The organism is Streptomyces sp. NPDC002690, assembly GCF_053592415.1.
In genome coordinates this window covers 1-16,903 of the sequence record NZ_JBSFVR010000153.1, presented here as the reverse complement: position 1 = coordinate 16,903, position 16,903 = coordinate 1, and the positions used below count along the sequence as shown (strand labels likewise).

General features: G+C 72.6%; 14 protein-coding genes. 7 read left to right on the top strand and 7 right to left on the bottom strand.

Annotated elements, in window-relative coordinates:
- From ACWD3D_RS19930 to ACWD3D_RS19915, 4 genes are all read left to right on the top strand, one after another.
- On the top strand, positions 1-1,200 hold a 1,200-nt coding region (locus ACWD3D_RS19930), incomplete at its 5' end, for a hypothetical protein (RefSeq protein ID WP_451462161.1).
- A gap of 312 nt (positions 1,201-1,512) precedes the next feature.
- The gene (locus tag ACWD3D_RS19925) at positions 1,513-2,514 is read left to right on the top strand and encodes a TIGR03842 family LLM class F420-dependent oxidoreductase (protein ID WP_451462160.1); all 1,002 of its coding nucleotides are present in this window, start codon (positions 1,513-1,515) and stop codon (positions 2,512-2,514) included.
- 145 nt (positions 2,515-2,659) lie between these two features.
- The gene (locus ACWD3D_RS19920) at positions 2,660-4,225 is read left to right on the top strand and encodes an NCS1 family nucleobase:cation symporter-1 (RefSeq protein ID WP_451462159.1); all 1,566 of its coding nucleotides are present in this window, start codon (positions 2,660-2,662) and stop codon (positions 4,223-4,225) included.
- Between the two features lie 117 nt (positions 4,226-4,342).
- Positions 4,343-6,565 carry an NADP-dependent isocitrate dehydrogenase gene (locus tag ACWD3D_RS19915; protein ID WP_451462158.1) on the top strand — a complete coding sequence of 741 codons (2,223 nt, stop codon included), beginning with the start codon at positions 4,343-4,345 and terminating at the stop codon, positions 6,563-6,565.
- Positions 6,566-6,704: 139 nt separating this feature from the next.
- Here the strand turns inward: ACWD3D_RS19915 and ACWD3D_RS19910 are convergent, their stop codons facing one another.
- Together ACWD3D_RS19910 and ACWD3D_RS19905 are read right to left on the bottom strand one after the other, a co-directional pair.
- Positions 6,705-7,796, bottom strand: coding sequence for a zinc-binding dehydrogenase (locus ACWD3D_RS19910; protein ID WP_451462157.1), 1,092 nt, complete (start codon positions 7,794-7,796; stop codon positions 6,705-6,707).
- A 17-nt stretch (positions 7,797-7,813) separates the two neighbouring features.
- A complete protein-coding gene (locus tag ACWD3D_RS19905; RefSeq protein ID WP_451462156.1) occupies positions 7,814-8,419 on the bottom strand; it encodes a TetR/AcrR family transcriptional regulator in 606 nt (201 codons plus the stop codon).
- 272 nt (positions 8,420-8,691) lie between these two features.
- Here ACWD3D_RS19905 and ACWD3D_RS19900 point away from each other — a divergent pair, with 272 nt between their 5' ends.
- Together ACWD3D_RS19900 and ACWD3D_RS19895 are read left to right on the top strand one after the other, a co-directional pair.
- Positions 8,692-9,720: an LLM class flavin-dependent oxidoreductase gene (locus ACWD3D_RS19900; protein WP_451462162.1), complete on the top strand. Its 1,029-nt coding sequence runs from the start codon at positions 8,692-8,694 to the stop codon at positions 9,718-9,720.
- Positions 9,717-10,100, top strand: a complete 384-nt coding sequence (locus ACWD3D_RS19895; protein WP_451462155.1) for a hypothetical protein — start codon at positions 9,717-9,719, stop codon at positions 10,098-10,100. The genes ACWD3D_RS19900 and ACWD3D_RS19895 overlap by 4 nt, the downstream gene beginning before the upstream one ends.
- A 7-nt stretch (positions 10,101-10,107) precedes the next feature.
- Here ACWD3D_RS19895 and ACWD3D_RS19890 read toward each other — a convergent pair whose 3' ends face one another.
- The gene (locus ACWD3D_RS19890; RefSeq protein WP_451462154.1) at positions 10,108-11,517 is read right to left on the bottom strand and encodes a hypothetical protein; all 1,410 of its coding nucleotides are present in this window, start codon (positions 11,515-11,517) and stop codon (positions 10,108-10,110) included.
- A 153-nt stretch (positions 11,518-11,670) separates the two neighbouring features.
- Between ACWD3D_RS19890 and ACWD3D_RS19885 the strand changes: the two genes are divergently transcribed.
- Positions 11,671-12,921 carry a molybdopterin-dependent oxidoreductase gene (locus ACWD3D_RS19885; RefSeq protein ID WP_451462153.1) on the top strand — a complete coding sequence of 417 codons (1,251 nt, stop codon included), beginning with the start codon at positions 11,671-11,673 and terminating at the stop codon, positions 12,919-12,921.
- A 415-nt stretch (positions 12,922-13,336) separates the two neighbouring features.
- Here the strand turns inward: ACWD3D_RS19885 and ACWD3D_RS19880 are convergent, their stop codons facing one another.
- The 4 genes from ACWD3D_RS19880 to ACWD3D_RS19865 all read right to left on the bottom strand — a co-directional run bounded on the left by ACWD3D_RS19880 (position 13,337) and on the right by ACWD3D_RS19865 (position 16,743).
- Positions 13,337-14,128, bottom strand: coding sequence for a class I SAM-dependent DNA methyltransferase (locus tag ACWD3D_RS19880; RefSeq protein WP_451462152.1), 792 nt, complete (start codon positions 14,126-14,128; stop codon positions 13,337-13,339).
- A complete protein-coding gene (locus ACWD3D_RS19875) occupies positions 14,125-14,805 on the bottom strand; it encodes a TIGR04282 family arsenosugar biosynthesis glycosyltransferase (RefSeq protein ID WP_451462151.1) in 681 nt (226 codons plus the stop codon). Before ACWD3D_RS19875 ends, ACWD3D_RS19880 begins: the two co-directional genes overlap by 4 nt.
- Positions 14,802-15,542 (bottom strand): glycosyltransferase family 2 protein, encoded by a 741-nt coding sequence (locus tag ACWD3D_RS19870; RefSeq protein ID WP_451462150.1) that lies wholly within the window; start codon positions 15,540-15,542, stop codon positions 14,802-14,804. The genes ACWD3D_RS19875 and ACWD3D_RS19870 overlap by 4 nt, the downstream gene beginning before the upstream one ends.
- A gap of 106 nt (positions 15,543-15,648) precedes the next feature.
- Positions 15,649-16,743: an NAD-dependent epimerase/dehydratase family protein gene (locus ACWD3D_RS19865; protein ID WP_451462149.1), complete on the bottom strand. Its 1,095-nt coding sequence runs from the start codon at positions 16,741-16,743 to the stop codon at positions 15,649-15,651.
- Positions 16,744-16,903: the final 160 nt, after the last annotated feature.

Below are 16,903 nucleotides of genomic sequence, written 5' to 3'. Positions count from 1 at the left end.
GCCCTCTCGCTCGCCGCCGGTCCCGCCGCGGCCCGCGACGCCGCGCCCGGGGACGCCCCGCTCGGCAAGGTCAGCTGGCGGGCGGACCTGTCCGCACCCACCGGTGACGAGACCAACGTCAGCCGCGCCGACGGCGCGTTGCGCCTCCGCGACCACCACGTACGGCCCGCCTCCGCGCGCTCCCCACGGGGGCAGGCCGCGGTCCTCCTCCCCGTGCACGAGCTCGACCGGGCGGTCGACCGGATCACCCCGGACGTCGACGTCACGCTCCCCGCCGGGTCCGAGGTGGTGGTCGACGTGCGCGGGCAGGACGGTCTTGGCACATGGACCGAGTGGCGGGAGGCGAGCGAGGACGCGCCCGCCGTGCTGCCCCGGGCCGTCACCCGGGTGCAGACCCGGATCGTGCTGGTCGCCGCCCCCGACGGCGCCGCGCCGAGTGTCCGCGCGCTGTCCCTGAGCGCCGAACTCGACGTCGACGCGCCCCGGTCCGTCACGGCCGCCGCGTCCCTCACGACCACGGTCTACGCGACCCGCGAGGGGCTGGTCGGCGGCACCACCGCCAACGGGCACGTGATCACCGCCTCCGACCACTTCGTCGCCCTGCCGTCCCGGCGCGGCCTCTCCCCGAAGGGCAGCACCCAGTACTCGGTCAAGGTCTGCGGACCCGCGCGCTGCGAGACGGCCCCGGTGTGGGACGTCGGTCCGTGGAACACCAAGGACGACTACTGGAACCTCTCCTCCACCCGCGAGTCCTTCAAGGACCTCCCGCAGGGCAAACCCGAGGCGCAGGCCGCGTACCTGGAGGGGTACAACGGCGGCCTGGACGGGTCGGGCCGCAAGGTGCTCAACCCGGCCGGCATCGACCTCGCCGACGGCACCTTCTACAACATCGGCCTGAACAACAACGGCTATGTGACCGTCGAATACCTGTGGACCGGCGCCGGTGCCGCGACCAAGTCCTTCCCGACCTGGGGCACCGACGTCAACATCCGGCAGCAGGCCACCAGCGCCTCCACCCGGGTCGCCCAGCTCGCCGGCCCCACGACCGTACGGGTGCAGTGCCAGGTGCACGGCCAGCTCGTCCAGTCGAACGGATACAGCAACGACGCCTGGTCCTACCTGCCCGACTACGGCGGTTACATCTCCAACATCTACATCGACAACGCCGCCGCCTGGCTCCCGGGCGTCCCGACCTGCTGAGTGCGCGTGGGTGGTGCGGCTCGGCCCGCACCACCCGCCTCCGGATCCCTGCTCCCTCTTCCCAAGGTGGCGAAAGCGGTCCAGAATCGTCGCTCCGCGACTCGCGTCCGAGGCGCCGTCGTACAGGGTTCGGCGTGGTCCGATATGGAAGGATTCCGTCGGAGAACGTCACTCGTGGGCGCCGAGCCCGCAGTGCCCCTGCCGGCGGACTCGCCCGCAACGGGCGGAAGTTCACCGGCCGGGCCGACCGCGACCGACCGCGGCCGTCCGCCCCCGCGCCACCCTTCGCGCACTGGACCAGGGAGCAGCGACATGGACTTCGGACTCGTCCTCCAGACCGACCCGCCCGCCTCGTCCGTCGTCGGCCTGATGCGCCGCGCCGAACGCAACGGATTCACCCACGGCTGGACCTTCGACTCGGCGGTGCTCTGGCAGGAGCCCTTCGTCATCTACAGCCGCATCCTCGAACACACCGAGCGCCTCGTCGTCGGCCCCATGGTCACCAACCCCGGCACCCGCGCCTGGGAGGTCACCGCCTCCACCTTCGCCACCCTGAACGACATGTACGGCAACCGGACCGTCTGCGGTATCGGCCGGGGCGACTCCGCGATGCGGGTCGCGGGCCGCAAGCCCAACACGCTGGCCCGGCTCGGCGAGGCCATCGACGTCATCCGCGACCTCGCCGAGGGCCGCGAGGCGTCCGTCGACGGGCAGCCGGTCCGTATCCCGTGGGTGAAGGACGGCCGGCTTCCGGTGTGGATGGCCGCGTACGGGCCCAAGGCGCTGGCACTCGCGGGGCAGAAGGCCGACGGATTCATCCTCCAGCTCGCGGACCCGTTCCTCACCGAGTGGATGATCAAGGCGGTGCGGGACGCGGCGGCGGAGGCGGGCCGGGACCCGGACTCGGTCACCATCTGCGTCGCCGCCCCGGCCTACGTGGGAGACGACCTCGACCACGCGCGCGAGCAGTGCCGCTGGTTCGGCGGCATGGTCGGCAACCACGTGGCCGACCTCGTCTCCCGGTACGGCGAACACTCCGGACTGGTGCCCGAGGCCCTCACCGCGTACATCGCCGGCCGCTCCGGCTACGACTACAGCCACCACGGCCGGACCGGCAACCCGGACACCGCCTTCGTGCCGGACGAGATCGTCGACCGGTTCTGCCTGCTCGGCCCCGCCGAGGCGCACATCGAGAAGCTGCGGGTCCTGCGCGACCTGGGCGTCGACCAGTTCGCCGTCTACGACATGCACGACGCCCGCGAGGCCACCATCGACGCCTACGGATCGACGGTCATCCCCGCCCTCGCCGACTGACCCCGGGCCCGGCCGGCCGACCCTCCGCCCGCACTCGCACCCCCGCACCCGCACCGGCTGTACGTACGTCCCGGGCCCCGCAGGAAGCCCGGCCCGGGACCCCGCGCCCCGCACGGCACCACCTCCGAGCGAAGGGTTCAGCCGCATGACAGCGACGACTCCGCCCACCCCACCCACCCCGCGACCGCAGCAGCCACCGCCGGGCGGGACGCCCGCAGGCACCGGTGCCGGCCTCCCCGACCGTGTCGCCCTCGCCCCCGGGTACGTGCCCGGCCACCCGTCCTACGTGAACGCGGACCTGCTCCCCGTCCCCCCGGAGCGGCGCACCTGGACCACGTACAACTTCGCCGCCCTCTGGATCGGGATGGCGCACAACATCCCGTCCTGGCTGCTCGCCTCCGGGCTCGTCGCTCTGGGGATGGACTGGAAGCAGGCCGTCCTGACCATCGCGCTGGCCAACGTGATCGTGCTGCTGCCGATGCTGCTGACCGGGCACGCGGGGCCCAAGTACGGCATTCCGTTCCCCGTGCTGGCCCGCGCCTCCTTCGGGCTGCGCGGCGCCAACCTGCCGGCCCTGATCCGGGCGGCCGTCGCCTGCGCGTGGTTCGGCATCCAGACCTGGATCGGCGGGGTGGGCGTCTTCACGCTGCTCGGCAAGATCTTCGGCGGCTGGGCCGACGCCTCCCGGATCGGTGGCCAGCCGTGGACGCTCTGGCTCTGCTTCGTCCTCTTCTGGGCCCTCGAACTCGCCATCATCCACCGGGGCATGGAGACCCTGCGCCGGTTCGAGAGCTGGGCCGCGCCCTTCGTGATCGTCGGCGCCCTGGTGCTGCTGGTCTGGATCGCCGTGAAGGCCGGCGGCTTCGGACCGCTGCTGGACCAGCCCTCCGAGCTCGGCTGGGGCAGCGACTTCTGGCCGGTCTTCTTCCCGTCCCTGATGGGCATGATCGGCTTCTGGTCGACCCTGTCCCTGAACATCCCCGACTTCACCCGCTTCGGCGCGGGCCAGAGCGCCCAGGTCCGCGGACAGACGCTCGGGTTGCCGACCACCATGACCTTCTTCGCGCTGCTCTCCGTCCTCGTCACCTCCGGCTCGCAGGCCGTGTACGGGGACGCGATCTGGGACCCGGTCCAGCTCGTCGCGCGGACCGACAACGTCTTCGGCCTGCTCTTCGGCCTGGTGACCGTGCTCGTCGCCACCATCTCCGTGAACATCGCGGCCAACGTAGTCTCGCCCGCGTACGACCTCGCCAACGCCCTGCCGAAGCTGATCGATTTCCGGACCGGGGCGCTCGTCACCGGTGTCGTCGGTGTGCTGATGATGCCCTGGAAGCTCACCGAGACGCCCGAGCTGTACATCTACACCTGGCTCGGGCTGGTGGGCGGGCTGCTCGGCACGGTGGCGGGCATCCTCATCGCCGACTACTGGTACGTCCGGCGTACGGTGCTCGACCTGCCGGACCTCTACGAGCCCGGCGGGCGCTACTGGTACCGGGGCGGGTGGAACTGGCGGGCCGTCGTCGCCTTCCTCGTCGGCGGGCTCCTCGCGGTCGGCGGCTCGCACTCCGCACCCGGCGCGGGGCCCTTCCCCGAGGACGGCCTCGTCCCCTTCCTGAAGCCTCTCGCCGACTACGGCTGGGCGGTCGGCCTCGCCTCGTCGCTCGTGCTGTACGCCCTGCTCAGCGGCCGGAAGGCCGCCCGGGACGCCTGAACCGGGCCGCTGCGGGGACCCCGGCACCGCGCGGGTACGGGGTCCCTTGTGGAGACCGGACCGGGCACGAGATATCTTGATGTCAAGCAATGTTGCAGACGTGGAGCGGAGCACCCGGTGACTGACTCGACCATCATCTATACGCACACCGACGAGGCCCCTGCGCTGGCGACGTACTCGTTCCTGCCCGTCGTCGAGGCCTACGCCTCGACCGCGGGTGTCACGGTCGAGCGCCGCGACATCTCCCTCGCGGGCCGGATCATCGCCAGCTTCCCGGAGCGCCTCACGGCCGACCAGCGTATCGATGACGCGCTCGCCGAGCTGGGCGAGCTGGCCAAGACGCCGGGCGCCAACATCATCAAGCTGCCGAACATCTCGGCCTCGATCCCGCAGCTCAAGGCCGCCGTGGCCGAGCTCCAGGCGCAGGGCTACGCCCTCCCGGACTACCCGGACGACCCGCAGACCGACGAGGACAAGGACGTCCGCGCCCGGTACGACAAGGTCAAGGGCAGCGCGGTCAACCCCGTCCTGCGCGAGGGCAACTCCGACCGCCGCGCCCCCGCGTCGGTCAAGAACTACGCCAAGGCCCACCCGCACCGCATGGGTGCCTGGACGGCCGACTCGAAGACGAACGTCGCCACCATGGGCGTCGACGACTTCCGCTCCACCGAGAAGTCCGCCGTGATCGCCGAGGACGGCTCGCTCCGGATCGAGCTCGTCGGCGACGACGGCTCCACCACCGTGCTGCGCGACTCCGTACCGGTCCTGGCCGGCGAGGTCGTCGACGCCGCCGTCATGCGCGTCGCCGCGCTGCGTGAGTTCTTCACCGCGCAGCTCGCCCGCGCCAAGTCCGAGGACGTCCTCTTCTCGGTGCACCTCAAGGCCACCATGATGAAGGTCTCCGACCCGATCATCTTCGGCCACGTGGTCCGCGCCTTCTTCCCGAACACCTTCGCCAAGTACGGCGACGTGCTCGCGGCGGCCGGCCTCACCCCGAACGACGGCCTCGGCGGCATCCTGAAGGGCCTGGACTCCCTGTCCGAGGGCGGCGCCGAGATCAAGGCCTCCTTCGAGGCCGAGCTCGCCGAGGGCCCGGCCCTCGCGATGGTCGACTCCGACAAGGGCATCACCAACCTGCACGTCCCCAGCGACGTCATCGTCGACGCCTCCATGCCGGCCATGATCCGCACCTCCGGCCACATGTGGGGCCCGGACGGCAACGAGGCCGACACCCTGGCCGTGCTGCCCGACAGCAGCTACGCCGGTGTCTACCAGGTCGTCATCGACGACTGCCGCGCCAACGGCGCCTTCGACCCGTCGACCATGGGCTCCGTGCCGAACGTCGGTCTGATGGCGCAGAAGGCCGAGGAGTACGGCAGCCACGACAAGACCTTCGAGATCCCGGTCACCGGCACCGTGCGCGTGGTCGACGCCAAGGGCGACGTCGTCCTGGAGCAGACCGTCGGCGCCGGCGACATCTTCCGCATGTGCCAGACCAAGGACCTGCCGATCCAGGACTGGGTCAAGCTGGCCGTCACCCGCGCCCGCGCCACCGGCGTCCCGGCCGTGTTCTGGCTGGACGAGACCCGCGCGCACGACGCCAACCTCATCGCCAAGGTGAAGACGTACCTCGCCGACCACGACACGGACGGCCTGGACATCTCGATCAAGTCGCCGGAGGAGGCCACCGCCTTCTCGCTGGAGCGCATCCGCCGCGGCGAGGACACCATCTCGGTGACCGGCAACGTCCTGCGCGACTACCTCACGGACCTCTTCCCGATCCTGGAGCTGGGCACCAGCGCCAAGATGCTCTCCGTGGTCCCGCTGATGAACGGCGGCGGCCTCTTCGAGACGGGCGCCGGCGGCTCCGCCCCCAAGCACGTCCAGCAGCTCGTCAAGGAGGACTACCTTCGCTGGGACAGCCTCGGTGAGTTCCTCGCCCTGGCCGTCAGCTTCGAGCACCTCGCGGTGACCACCGGCAACGCCCGCGCCCAGGTCCTCGCCGACACCCTGGACCGCGCCACCGGCACGTTCCTGAACGAGGACAAGTCCCCGAGCCGCAAGCTCGGCGGCATCGACAACCGCGGCAGCCACTTCTTCCTGTCCCTGTACTGGGCGCAGGAGCTGGCCGCGCAGACCGCCGACACCCAGCTCGCCGAGGCGTTCGCGCCGCTGGCCAAGACCCTCACCGAGCAGGCGGACACCATCGTCGCCGAGCTCAACGCGGTGCAGGGCTCCCCGGTCGACATCGGCGGCTACTACCAGCCCGACCCGGAGAAGGCCGCCGCCGTCATGCGCCCGTCGGCGACCTTCAACCAGGCGATCGCGACCCTTGCCTGATCCGGCTGCCCGGGTGAGTGCCCGCACTGCCTGAGTGCTCGTACCGCCCACCGCACCGACGCCTCCGCCCCGGCCAGGGTTGACCCGGCCGGGGCGGAGGCGTGTCCGGGACCGGTCTTCACTCCGGTCCCGTGACGGTTCAGGACAGGTCGGTGATGACCACGCGGGCCGTGTTGCCGTCCTTGAGGGACTCGTAGCCCTCGTCGATCTGATCCAGCGAGATCTCGCGGGACACCAGGTCGTCCAGGTTCATCCGGCCCTGGAGGTAGAGCGAGGCGTACAGCGGGATGTCGCGCTTGAGGTTCGAGGACCCCATGTAGACGCCGTGCACGTGCTTCTGGTCCATCACCGCGGCCATGGAGCCGAAGTCGACGCCGGCCTCGTTGTCGCCCACGCCGATGAGGTACAGGCCACCGCCCTTGCCGAGCATCTCCAGGCCCTGCGCGGTCACCGGGCGGATGCCGACGAAGTCGAAGACGTGGTCGGCGCCGCCGCCGGTGATCTTCCGGACCTCGGCGACGGGGTCGGTCGTACGGGAGTTGATGGTGTGGGTCGCGCCGAACTCGCGGGCGCGCTCCAGCTTCGCGTCCTCGACGTCGGTGACGATGATCGTCGAGGCACCGGCGATCACCGCGCCGTTGACACCGTTGAGGCCGACGCCGCCGGCGCCCATGATGACGACGCTGTCGCCCGCCTGGACCGCGCCGGAGTTGATGACGGCCCCGGCGCCCGTGAGCACGCCGCAGCCGATCAGCGCGGCCTGGGCCCACGGCATCTCGTCCGGGACGACGGCCAGCTGGTTCTCGTGCACCAAGGCCTGCTGGGCGAAGCCGCTGAGCGCGGAGAACTGGGTGACCGGCTTGCCGTCCATCGTCAGACGCGGCGGCCGGGAGGCGTCGCGCTCGGTGGCGGCCGGGTTGGCGCAGAGGTACGTACGACCGGAGAGGCAGGCCGAGCACTTGCCGCAGAACTGGATGAGCGAGCCGACCACGTGGTCACCCACGGAGAACTCGGTGACCTCCGGGCCCACCGCGGAGACGACACCGGCCAGCTCGTGACCGAGCACGGCCGGGAAGGTGTAGCCCTCGATGAAGGTGGCGACGCTGAGGTCCGAGTGGCACAGGCCGGACGCCTTCACGTCGATGAGCACCTCGCGGCCGATCGGGTCCGCGATGTCGACTTCCCTGACCTTGAATCCCTGGCCGAGTCCGCTGACGACTGATGCCTTCATGATGTCGGTGCTTCTTTCTATGGATGGCGCACGTCCGACGGGTGGGTCATCCACACCGGCAGGACGCTGAAGAGGATCCGGGCGAGGGTGTCCGGATCACGTGGTGGGGCGGACTCCAGCCATGTCTGGAGCACGCCGATGATGCCGAACCCCACGAAGCGGCCGTACGCGGCGAGCGCGAGTTCGTCCCGGGCGAGACCGGCCGGTACGAGCGAGGGCCGAGTGTCGAGCAGGGAGACGATCGAGGCCGTGAAGTGGTGGCTCAGCAGACGGGTCAGGACGGGACTCCGCCCGTCGAGCAGTCCCGTGGTGAAGATGTCCTCGTACCGCTCGAACCAGCCGAGGAAGTCCCGCGTGATCTCCTCCCACACCCGGTCGAGCGGCACGGTACGGTCTGCGGCGTTCTCGGTGAGGACCCGCCGCATCGCGTCGAGATCACCGAAGAGCGCCTGCTCCAGGGCGTCAGCCGGGCTGCTCGCGTGGTTGTAGAAGGTGGTGCGGTTGAGCCCGGCGGCACGTGTCACGTCCGCGACCGACACCGATTCGATGGGCTGCGCGGCCGCCAGCCGCAGAACGGAGTCCTGCAGCTTGCGCCTGCTGCGCAGGACGCGAATATCGGTCATATCCGCCTTTGGGTGACTCATGCACGCAACGTACCCCCGCCACCGGTATTAATCAACACCTGTCGTTTAGCCTCGGAAGGCAGGAAAGCCCCTGGCGACAGTGCGTGAGCGCGCGGGGCCGCGGGGCGATCCCGTCCGTCGGCCGGGGCGGACCCGCACACCGGCCGGGGCCGATCCCGCAACACCGCCGCCACCTTCCGACCCGCCCCGCCTGCCAGAATGGGCACGGCTCCGCCCCCTGGCGGGAACCCGTGACGACGACGGAGGTACTCGTGCCGCCCACCTCGAAGCCGCTGCGCAAGCTCGGGTTCCTCACGATCGGCCTCTTCGACGGCGCCGACCCGCGCCCCGGCCACGAGTCGACCCTGCGGATCATCGAACTGGGCGAGCGACTCGGCTTCGACAGCGCCTGGGTGAGGCACCGCCACCTCCAGTACGGCATCTCCTCACCGATGGCCGTCCTCGCGGCGGCCACCCAGCGCACCAGCCGCATCCACCTCGGTACCGCCGTCGTCCCGCTCGGCTGGGAGAACCCGCTCCGCCTCGCCGAGGACCTGGCGACCGTGGACGTCCTCTCCGGGGGCCGCCTGGAGCCGGGCGTCAGCGTGGGCCCGCCCATGCACTTCGACCGGGTCAAGGACGCGCTCTACCCGGACACGGCCGCCGACGAGGACTTCGGCCACGACCGGGTACGTCGGCTACTCGATTTCGTGGACGGCGGGCGGGTCACCGCCTTCAGCGGCACCGAGGGGATCGAGGTCTTCTCCGACCGTGTGGAACCGCACTCCCCGGGCCTGCGCGAGCGCATGTGGTACGGCGCCGGGAGCCTGCGCTCCGCCCGGTGGGCGGGCGAGAACGGGATGAACCTGCTGACGAGCAGCGTGGTGAAGGCGGAGGACGACGCCGGGACACCGGACTTCGCCGAGATCCAGCTCTCCCACATCCGGACCTTCCGCGCGCACCACCCCGACGGAGACGCCGCCCGTGTCTCGCAGGGACTCGTGGTCATCCCCACCGACTCCGCCACCCCCGCCCAGCGCGCCACCTACGAGGAGTACGCCCGCAGCCGGGCGCCCCGCACCACCGCCCCGCAGGGGCCCGCGCGCATGATGTTCGCCCCCGACCTGGTCGGCACCTCGGAGCAGCTCGCCGAACAACTCCACGCCCACGCCGCGTTCCGGGAGGTCGACGAGGTCGCGTTCGCGCTGCCGTTCAGCTTCGCGCACGAGGACTACGTCCAGATCCTCCATGACCTGGCGAACGTCCTCGGACCGGCACTGGGATGGAAGCCTGCGGGGTGACGGAAACGAGCGGAACGCCCGGGGTCCTGCCCCCGGACGTGGCCGATGCCCTCGACCTGATCCTGAACCCCGACGACCCCGTCCATGCCGTGCTCCGCGGGCACGTACCCCACCTCGCGGTGACATCCCGCTGCACCTGCGGATGCGGTACCGCCTACTTCGCACTCGACCCCGCCGGGGTGGAGTCCGCCCCCACGGGCCCCGGCACTGTCGTGGCGGCAGAAGCGCAGCTCTTCGCCGCGTCCGGTGAATGCGTCGGCGAGGTCCTGGCCTTCGCGGAGGCCGGCTACCTGTCGTGGCTGGAAGTCTGTTCCTGGAGCGACGACGGCATCGAAGTGACGCTGACCGCCGCCGTCCAGTGGCTGGGTCCGCGCCCCTGACGTCACGTCACCAACTTGTCCGCAGAAGGTGGTTGACCAAGAGGGCCAGCACCACCTGGGCGCCGAGCCAGCCGCGCCGGTGGCCGTCGGGCAGCGCGGCGGCGGCGGGCAGCAGCCAGAGCACGAACGGCAGCCAGATGCGTTCCGTCTCCGCCTTGCTCATCCCCGACAGATCGGCCGCCACGACGGCCAGCGCCGCCGCCAGGGTGAGCACCGCGAGCCGCTGCGCCCCGGCGAGCGGCAGGCCGGTCCAAAGCGCCCGTACGGCACCGGGCGCCGCGACCGCCGACCTGCGCAGTCCGGCCACCGTGGCCAGTCCGGCCGAGACGGTGACGGTGGCGAGGTTGGCCCAGACCCAGTAGCCGTACGGCCGCTTGCCGCCCACCCCCTGGTTGTACCGTTCCACCAGCAGCGGATACGCGTCCCACCAGTGGAACCCCGCCAGGGTGAACAGGACGGGCACCACCAGCGATCCGGCCGCGAACGCGGGCAACGGGCGGACCGTGCGGGCGAGTACCAGGACGGCCGCCAGCAGCACGACCGTCAGCGGAAGCCCGTAACTCAGGTAACAGGCCAGCCCGAACAGCAGGCCCGCCCCGGCCGCCGCCGCTCCCGGCAGACGGGTCGCGCGGGTCGCCGACACCGCGAGCAGCGCCATCGACCAGCCGACGACCGCCGCGAAGGCGGCATCGGCCGAGACCCCCGCCCAGATCGCCCCCGGCGCGAGGACGAGGAACGGCGCGGCCTTGCGCGCGAACTCCTCACCGACCAGCACCCGCAGGGTGACCAGAGCGGCGGCGGCGGCGGTCGCCGCGAGGACGACGCAGCAGACCGCCGCCCACACGGCCCCGCCGAGACCGATCCGGTCCAGGAGCACGAACGGCAGGGTGGCACCCGGCGGATGCCCGGCCACATGGGTGGGCCAGTTCCCCGGCCGGCCCATCACGATGTGGTCCTCGAAGGTGCGCAGGGCGGCGCCGATGTCGTGGAACCCGGCGACTCCCGCGAGGTACTCGTGACGGCTGGTCAGCTTGAGGGCGAACCCGCTCCGCCAGCCGTCGACCATCGCGAGCGAGAAGATCCACGCCGCCGAGACCGCCCAGGAGAGGGCGAGCAGCCCGCGCCACCGCGTCCTCCCGGCCACCCGGGGGCCGAGGGCGACCGCGAGCACCGCCAGTGCGAGCGCCGCCGGGGTACCGGGCCCGAGGTGTGGGTCCCACGACGCGATCAGAGGCGGCCACCCCGCGTACAGGCCGCCGTCGCCGTTCACCGCCCAGCCGACGAGCGCCGCCACCGCGATCAGCGCCACCCCGCAGGCGGCGGCGATCAGGTCACGGCGTCCCGCGCGGTCCACCGCACCCGGCCGGCCCGGGACTTCCGTTCCTCCGGCGCGCCCGGCGCGCTCCTCGGTCCTCACCCCGGCACGCTAAGCCGCGGGCGGACGTTTCCCGCCGCCGACCGGGCCGCCGCACGCATTCCGGGGCATTCGGGCCACTCGACGGAGTGACCCGGCCCGCACGCCGTCAGGCGCGTCCCAGGCCCCGGGGAGGCTGCGGCCTACCGTCGCACCATGGGTGACCTCGTGAGACGCCTCCGTACCCTGCCCGGACCCACCCGGCCCGACTTCTGGCGCAGCCCCCTGCGGGGAGCGCGGTTCACCGCCGTGCTCGGCGTCGTCCTCCTCGTCGGGCTGACCCTGGTGGCGGTCACCGGGCTCCTCTCGTACGCCGCGTACAACCCGGATCTGGCGGCCGTCAACGACAAGACACCGGACAAGGGGCTGCTCGGCTTCTACCTGTTCGCCTGGCCGACAGGCCCGCACTGGCTCTACCGGCTCACGCAGGGAGTCCACGTCACCCTCGGCACCGTGCTGGTCCCCGTGCTCCTCGCCAAGCTCTGGTCGGTGATCCCCCGGCTCTTCACGCTTCCGCCGGTCCGCTCCGTGGCACACGCGCTGGAACGGCTCTCCGTCGTGCTGCTGGTCGGCGGCGCGCTCTTCCAGTTCGTCACCGGGCTCCTCAACATCCAGCTGGAGTACGTCTTCCCCGGCTCCTTCTACCGGCTGCACTTCTACGGGGCGTGGGTCTTCCTGGCCGGCTTCCTCAGCCACACCGCCCTCAAGCTCCCCCAAGCGGTACGCGTCCTGCGTAACGGGATTCCGGCGGGGGAGAAGGACACCCTGGCCGCACCGGCCCCCGCCCCGCCGACGCTCTCCCGGCGCGGCGCGTTCGCCATGGTGGGTGCCGGGTCGCTGGTCCTCTTCGCCACCACGGCCGGGCGCAGCTTCGACGTGCTCCGCCCCACCGCACTGCTCACCGCGCACGGGGTCGAGGACCCGGGCGGCGGGCCCGCCGGCTTCCAGATCAACAAGACCGCCGCCTCCGTGCACATCCGCCCCGCCGACGTCGGACCGGCCTGGCGCCTGACCGTACGCGGACCGGCCGGCACCTTCCGCCTCACCCGGGCCGAACTCCTCGCGATGGACCAGCACAGCGCGGCGCTCCCCATCGCCTGCGTGGAGGGCTGGTCCACCTCCGACCAGTGGTGGCGCGGGGTGCGGCTACGGGACCTGGCGGCGATCGCCGGCTTTCCGGACCGGCCCCCGGGGGTGCTGGTGGAGTCCGTACAGCGCGCCGGCTCCTTCCGCGAGGCCGCCCTGCGCGACAACCAGGTGCGCGACGGCCGCTCACTGCTCGCCCTGGAGGTCAACGGCGTGCCCCTGTCGGCTGACCACGGCTACCCGGCGCGGATCATCGTGCCGGCCGCCCCCGGCGTCATGAACACCAAGTGGGTCGGCGCCCTGACCTTCGGTGCGCTGTGACCGGCGGCGAGCACGACCCGGATGCGGGGGCGGGCACGGACGGGCGAGGGAGCACGGCGGCGCGTACGGGCCCCGCCGGGCTGTTCCGGCGCGCCTACGGCGAAGGGCCGCTGCACCTGCTGCTCCTGGCCGCGACCTTCGCCCTGACCGGGTACGCCGGGGTCCGGCTCCTGCACGGCCAGACCCTGCGGATCGTGCTCTGGTTCGCCGGCGCGGCGGTGGTGCACGATCTCGTCCTGCTGCCGGTGTACTCGACGGCCGACCGCGCCCTGCGCGAGGCGCTGGGGGCGCGGCCGGGCGCGGGCGCCGTCCGGCGCCGCGCGGTCAACTTCGTACGCGTACCGGCATATCTCTCCCTGCTGCTCCTGCTGGTCCAGTTCCCGCTGATCGCACGGCTCTCCGAGCGTTACGACCGTTACACCGGGCTCTCCGTCGACGTCTTCCTCGGCAACTGGCTCCTCGTCACCGGGGTGCTCTTCGCCGTCTCGGCGCTCTGGTTCGTCCTGTCCGCCGTACGCCGGAGCGGCCGGGCGCCACGGCGGCGCAGGGAGACGAAGGGCCGCCCGTCGGACTCCCACTGATCGACCACCCGCCAGCCCTGCGGACGGGCGTGGCGCAGCAGGGCGGGGGTCCCCAGCCGGGCCCACGGGAACGGCTCCGGGGGGTCCGGGCGCCCGGAGCCGGTACTCCCGTCGTGGAGATGGACCTCGGACCGTTCGTCCAGGTCGTGCGGGTGCGTCTCCACGACGAGGAGGCCGCCCGGGGCGAGCAGCGCCGCCACCCGCTCCAGGAGCACGGACGGGTCCCCGCCGATCCCGATGTTGCCGTCCGCCAGCAGCACCGTGCCCCACCGGCCCTCGCCCGGCAGCGGGTCGAACACACTGCGCCGCAGGGCCCATCCGCCGAGACCGCGGGTACGGGCCACGGCGGCCTCGCTCACGTCGATACCGAGCGCCCGGTGCCCGCGCCGGCTCAGCGCCGCCACCAGCCGGCCCGGCCCGCAGCCGATGTCGAGCACCGGGCCCTCGCAGCGGCGCAGGGCCGACAGGTCGGCGTCGTCGGCGCCCAGACACCAGCGCTCCACGTCCAGTTCCATCAGCAGGCCGTCCGTCCGGCGCAGGAAGAGCGGTCCGCGGCCGGAGCGGAGTGCGTTCGCGTACGGGTCGGCGGCCCAGGAGACGTTGCTCGCGGCCTGGGAGGTGCTCATCCGGCCGCTGCCCGGTTCAGCCGGTCCAGGGTCGCGGCGAACCGCCCGTGCGGCGCGAGGCCGGCGACCCGTACCGCGTCCTCGGCGGTGTCCACGTCGCGCAGGCGCGGCAGCTCACGCACCGTCAGCCCGGCCCCCAGCAGACGGGCGCGCTGCACCGCGCCCGTCTCGGGTACGGACATGGGCACGCCACGCAGGAGCCCGGGGTCGGGGGAGGCGAGCCCGAGGGCCCAGAAACCGCCGTCCTCGGCCTCGCCGAACCAGGCGTCGCACCGTTCCCACCCGTCCGGCGCCAGCGCGGGCGCCAGGTGGGCGGGTGCGACCTGCGGGGTGTCCATGCCGATGAGGAGCGCCGGCCCGGCGCAGCTCGCGAACGCCGCCGCGAGCCGTTCGTCCAGCGTGCCGGAGCACTGCGGCACGATGTCGATGCCCGGGGGCAGCCAGGGGCCGGGCCCGCCCTCCAGGACGAGGACCCGGCGTGCGGCCGGCAGGGAGAGCACGGTCAGCAGGGTGTCCGAGAGGGACGCGGCGGCGAGTTCCGCCGCCTCCTCGGGGCTGAACGTCGGGGTGAGCCTGGTCTTGACGCGACCGGGAACCGGTTCCTTCGCGATGACCAGCAGCGTGGTGGGGCCGGAGGGGAGCGGGGTGCCGGGGGCGGCCGGTACGGACGGGTTCATCGACAGGACTCCGTCCGTACGGCGGTGCGCGCGATCGGCGGTTCCCGCAGCACCGCCCGCATGTCGAGCACCGCGTGCCAGGTGCCCCGCCAGGTCCCGGTGACCTTGGACCTGCCGGTACGGGGGCGGTAGGGGACATCGGCCTCGGCGATCCTGAGCCCCGAGTCGGAGGCCCGCACCACCATCTGGAGCGGGTATCCGCTGCGGCGGTCGGTGAGGTCGAGGGCCAGCAGGTCCGTCCGGCGTCCCGCGCGCAGCGGGCCGAGGTCCCGCAGCCGCAGACCCGTGCGGCGCCGCAGCATCACGGCGAGCGCGAGGTTGGCGACCCGGGCGTGCAACGGCCAGGCGCCGCGCCCCTCGGGGCGGCGGCGCCCCAGCACGAGGTCGCAGTCGCCCGAGGCCACCCGCCGGACGAACGAGGGCAGCAGGCCGGGGTCCAGCGAGTCGTCGCAGTCGCAGAAGCAGACGAACTCCGCCTCGGCGGCGGCGAGTCCAGCGTGGCAGGCGGACCCGAAACCGCGTCGGGGCTCATGCACGACGGTGGCGCCCAGCGAACGCGCCACCTCCGCCGAGCCGTCGGTCGAACCGTTGTCGACGACGATCGCGCGCCAGCCGGCGGGGATGCGGGCCAGCACCCGGGGGAGGGCGGCGGCTTCGTCCAGGCAGGGCAGCACCACGTCGACGAGGAAGGGGGTGGGGGAGGAATCGGTGGTCGAGGTGTCGGTCACCCGGCTCACCCTATGAAGACGGATCGGGCATTTGCCTGCAAATGGGCTCCGCGAAACGGTGACGTCGATCGGGTGGCCGTCCCTACCGGGCGCCCCGCACCACCCTGTCCCTCCGTCAGACGTCCGCGAGACGGGCGCCGTCCGGGGGCGCGGACGCCCCTCCCCGCTGTGGTGCGGAGGCGAACTCCCGCATACCGTCGGCGAACCCCACGCGCGGCAGCCAGCCCAGTTCGGCGCGCAGCCGCCGGGAGTCCGCCGTCACGTGGCGGACGTCCCCGAGCCGGAACTCCCCGGTGACGACCGGCCGTGGGCCGCCGTACGCGGAGGCGAGCGCCGCCGCCATCTCCCCGATGGTGTGCGGCTCCCCGCTGCCGGTGTTGTACGCGGTGAGGGCCCCCGGCGCCCGCTGCGGGAGCGTGGTGAGCGCGGCCACAGCCGCTGCGGCGACATCGGTCACGTGCACGAAATCGCGTCGCTGCCCGCCGTCCTCGAAGACCCGGGGGGCCTCACCGCGTGCCAGCGCGGACCGGAACAGCGAGGCGACCCCGGCGTACGGCGTGTCGCGCGGCATCCCCGGCCCGTACACGTTGTGGTACCGGAGCGACACCGCCCGGCCGTCCGTCGCGCGCGCCCACGCGGCGGCCAGGTGCTCCTGGGCGAGCTTGCTGGCGGCGTAGACGTTCCGGGGGTCCGCCGGGGCGTCCTCGGGGACCAGTCCGGGCACGAGGTCCGCACCGCAGGACGGACAGCGGGGCTCGAAGCGGCCCGCCTCCAGATCCTGCCGGGCGCGCGGACCAGGCCGGACGGGGCCGTGGCGCAGGCAGTCGTACTTCCCCTCGCCGTACACGACCATCGAACCGGCCAGCACCAGATCCCGGACCCCGGCCGCCGCCATCCGGGCGAGCAGCACCGCGGTGCCCAGGTCGTTGCAGCCGACGTAGAGCGGTGCGTCGGCGAAGTCCTTGCCCAGTCCGACCATCGCCGCCTGATGGCAGACCGCGTCCACCCCCGCCAGCGCCCCGGCCACGGCCGAGGGGTCCCGTACGTCCGCGACGACCAGCCGCTCGTACGGCCCTTCCGGAGCCGTTCCCCCGGGATGGGCCGAGGGCAGCAGCGCGTCGAGCACCACCACCTCGTGGCCGGCCGCGACCAGCGCCGTGGTGATGTGCGATCCGATGAACCCTGCTCCGCCTGTGACGAGTACGCGCATGGGCGCCACGCTAGGCCGTGTCCGACCGTTCGCGTCGGATCTGCGGACGGTGTCCGGTGCGGTGCCTCGCAAGGCGGAGGACCGCCCGTGTACTGGATGTACACGGGCGGTCCGACAACGCCGCGAGGTGCCGTGCCGGGCGCCGCCCGCCCGATGTGCA

Excerpts from the sequence above, each read along its gene's own strand:
- ACWD3D_RS19885 (WP_451462153.1), top strand. The coding sequence starts at position 11,671 with ATGGGTGACCTCGTGAGACGCCTCCGTACCCTGCCCGGACCCACCCGG.
- ACWD3D_RS19905 (WP_451462156.1), bottom strand. The coding sequence starts at position 8,419 with ATGACCGATATTCGCGTCCTGCGCAGCAGGCGCAAGCTGCAGGACTCC.
- ACWD3D_RS19925 (WP_451462160.1), top strand. The coding sequence starts at position 1,513 with ATGGACTTCGGACTCGTCCTCCAGACCGACCCGCCCGCCTCGTCCGTC.
- ACWD3D_RS19910 (WP_451462157.1), bottom strand. The coding sequence starts at position 7,796 with ATGAAGGCATCAGTCGTCAGCGGACTCGGCCAGGGATTCAAGGTCAGG.
- ACWD3D_RS19875 (WP_451462151.1), bottom strand. The coding sequence starts at position 14,805 with ATGAACCCGTCCGTACCGGCCGCCCCCGGCACCCCGCTCCCCTCCGGC.
- ACWD3D_RS19880 (WP_451462152.1), bottom strand. The coding sequence starts at position 14,128 with ATGAGCACCTCCCAGGCCGCGAGCAACGTCTCCTGGGCCGCCGACCCG.
- ACWD3D_RS19920 (WP_451462159.1), top strand. The coding sequence starts at position 2,660 with ATGACAGCGACGACTCCGCCCACCCCACCCACCCCGCGACCGCAGCAG.
- ACWD3D_RS19865 (WP_451462149.1), bottom strand. The coding sequence starts at position 16,743 with ATGCGCGTACTCGTCACAGGCGGAGCAGGGTTCATCGGATCGCACATC.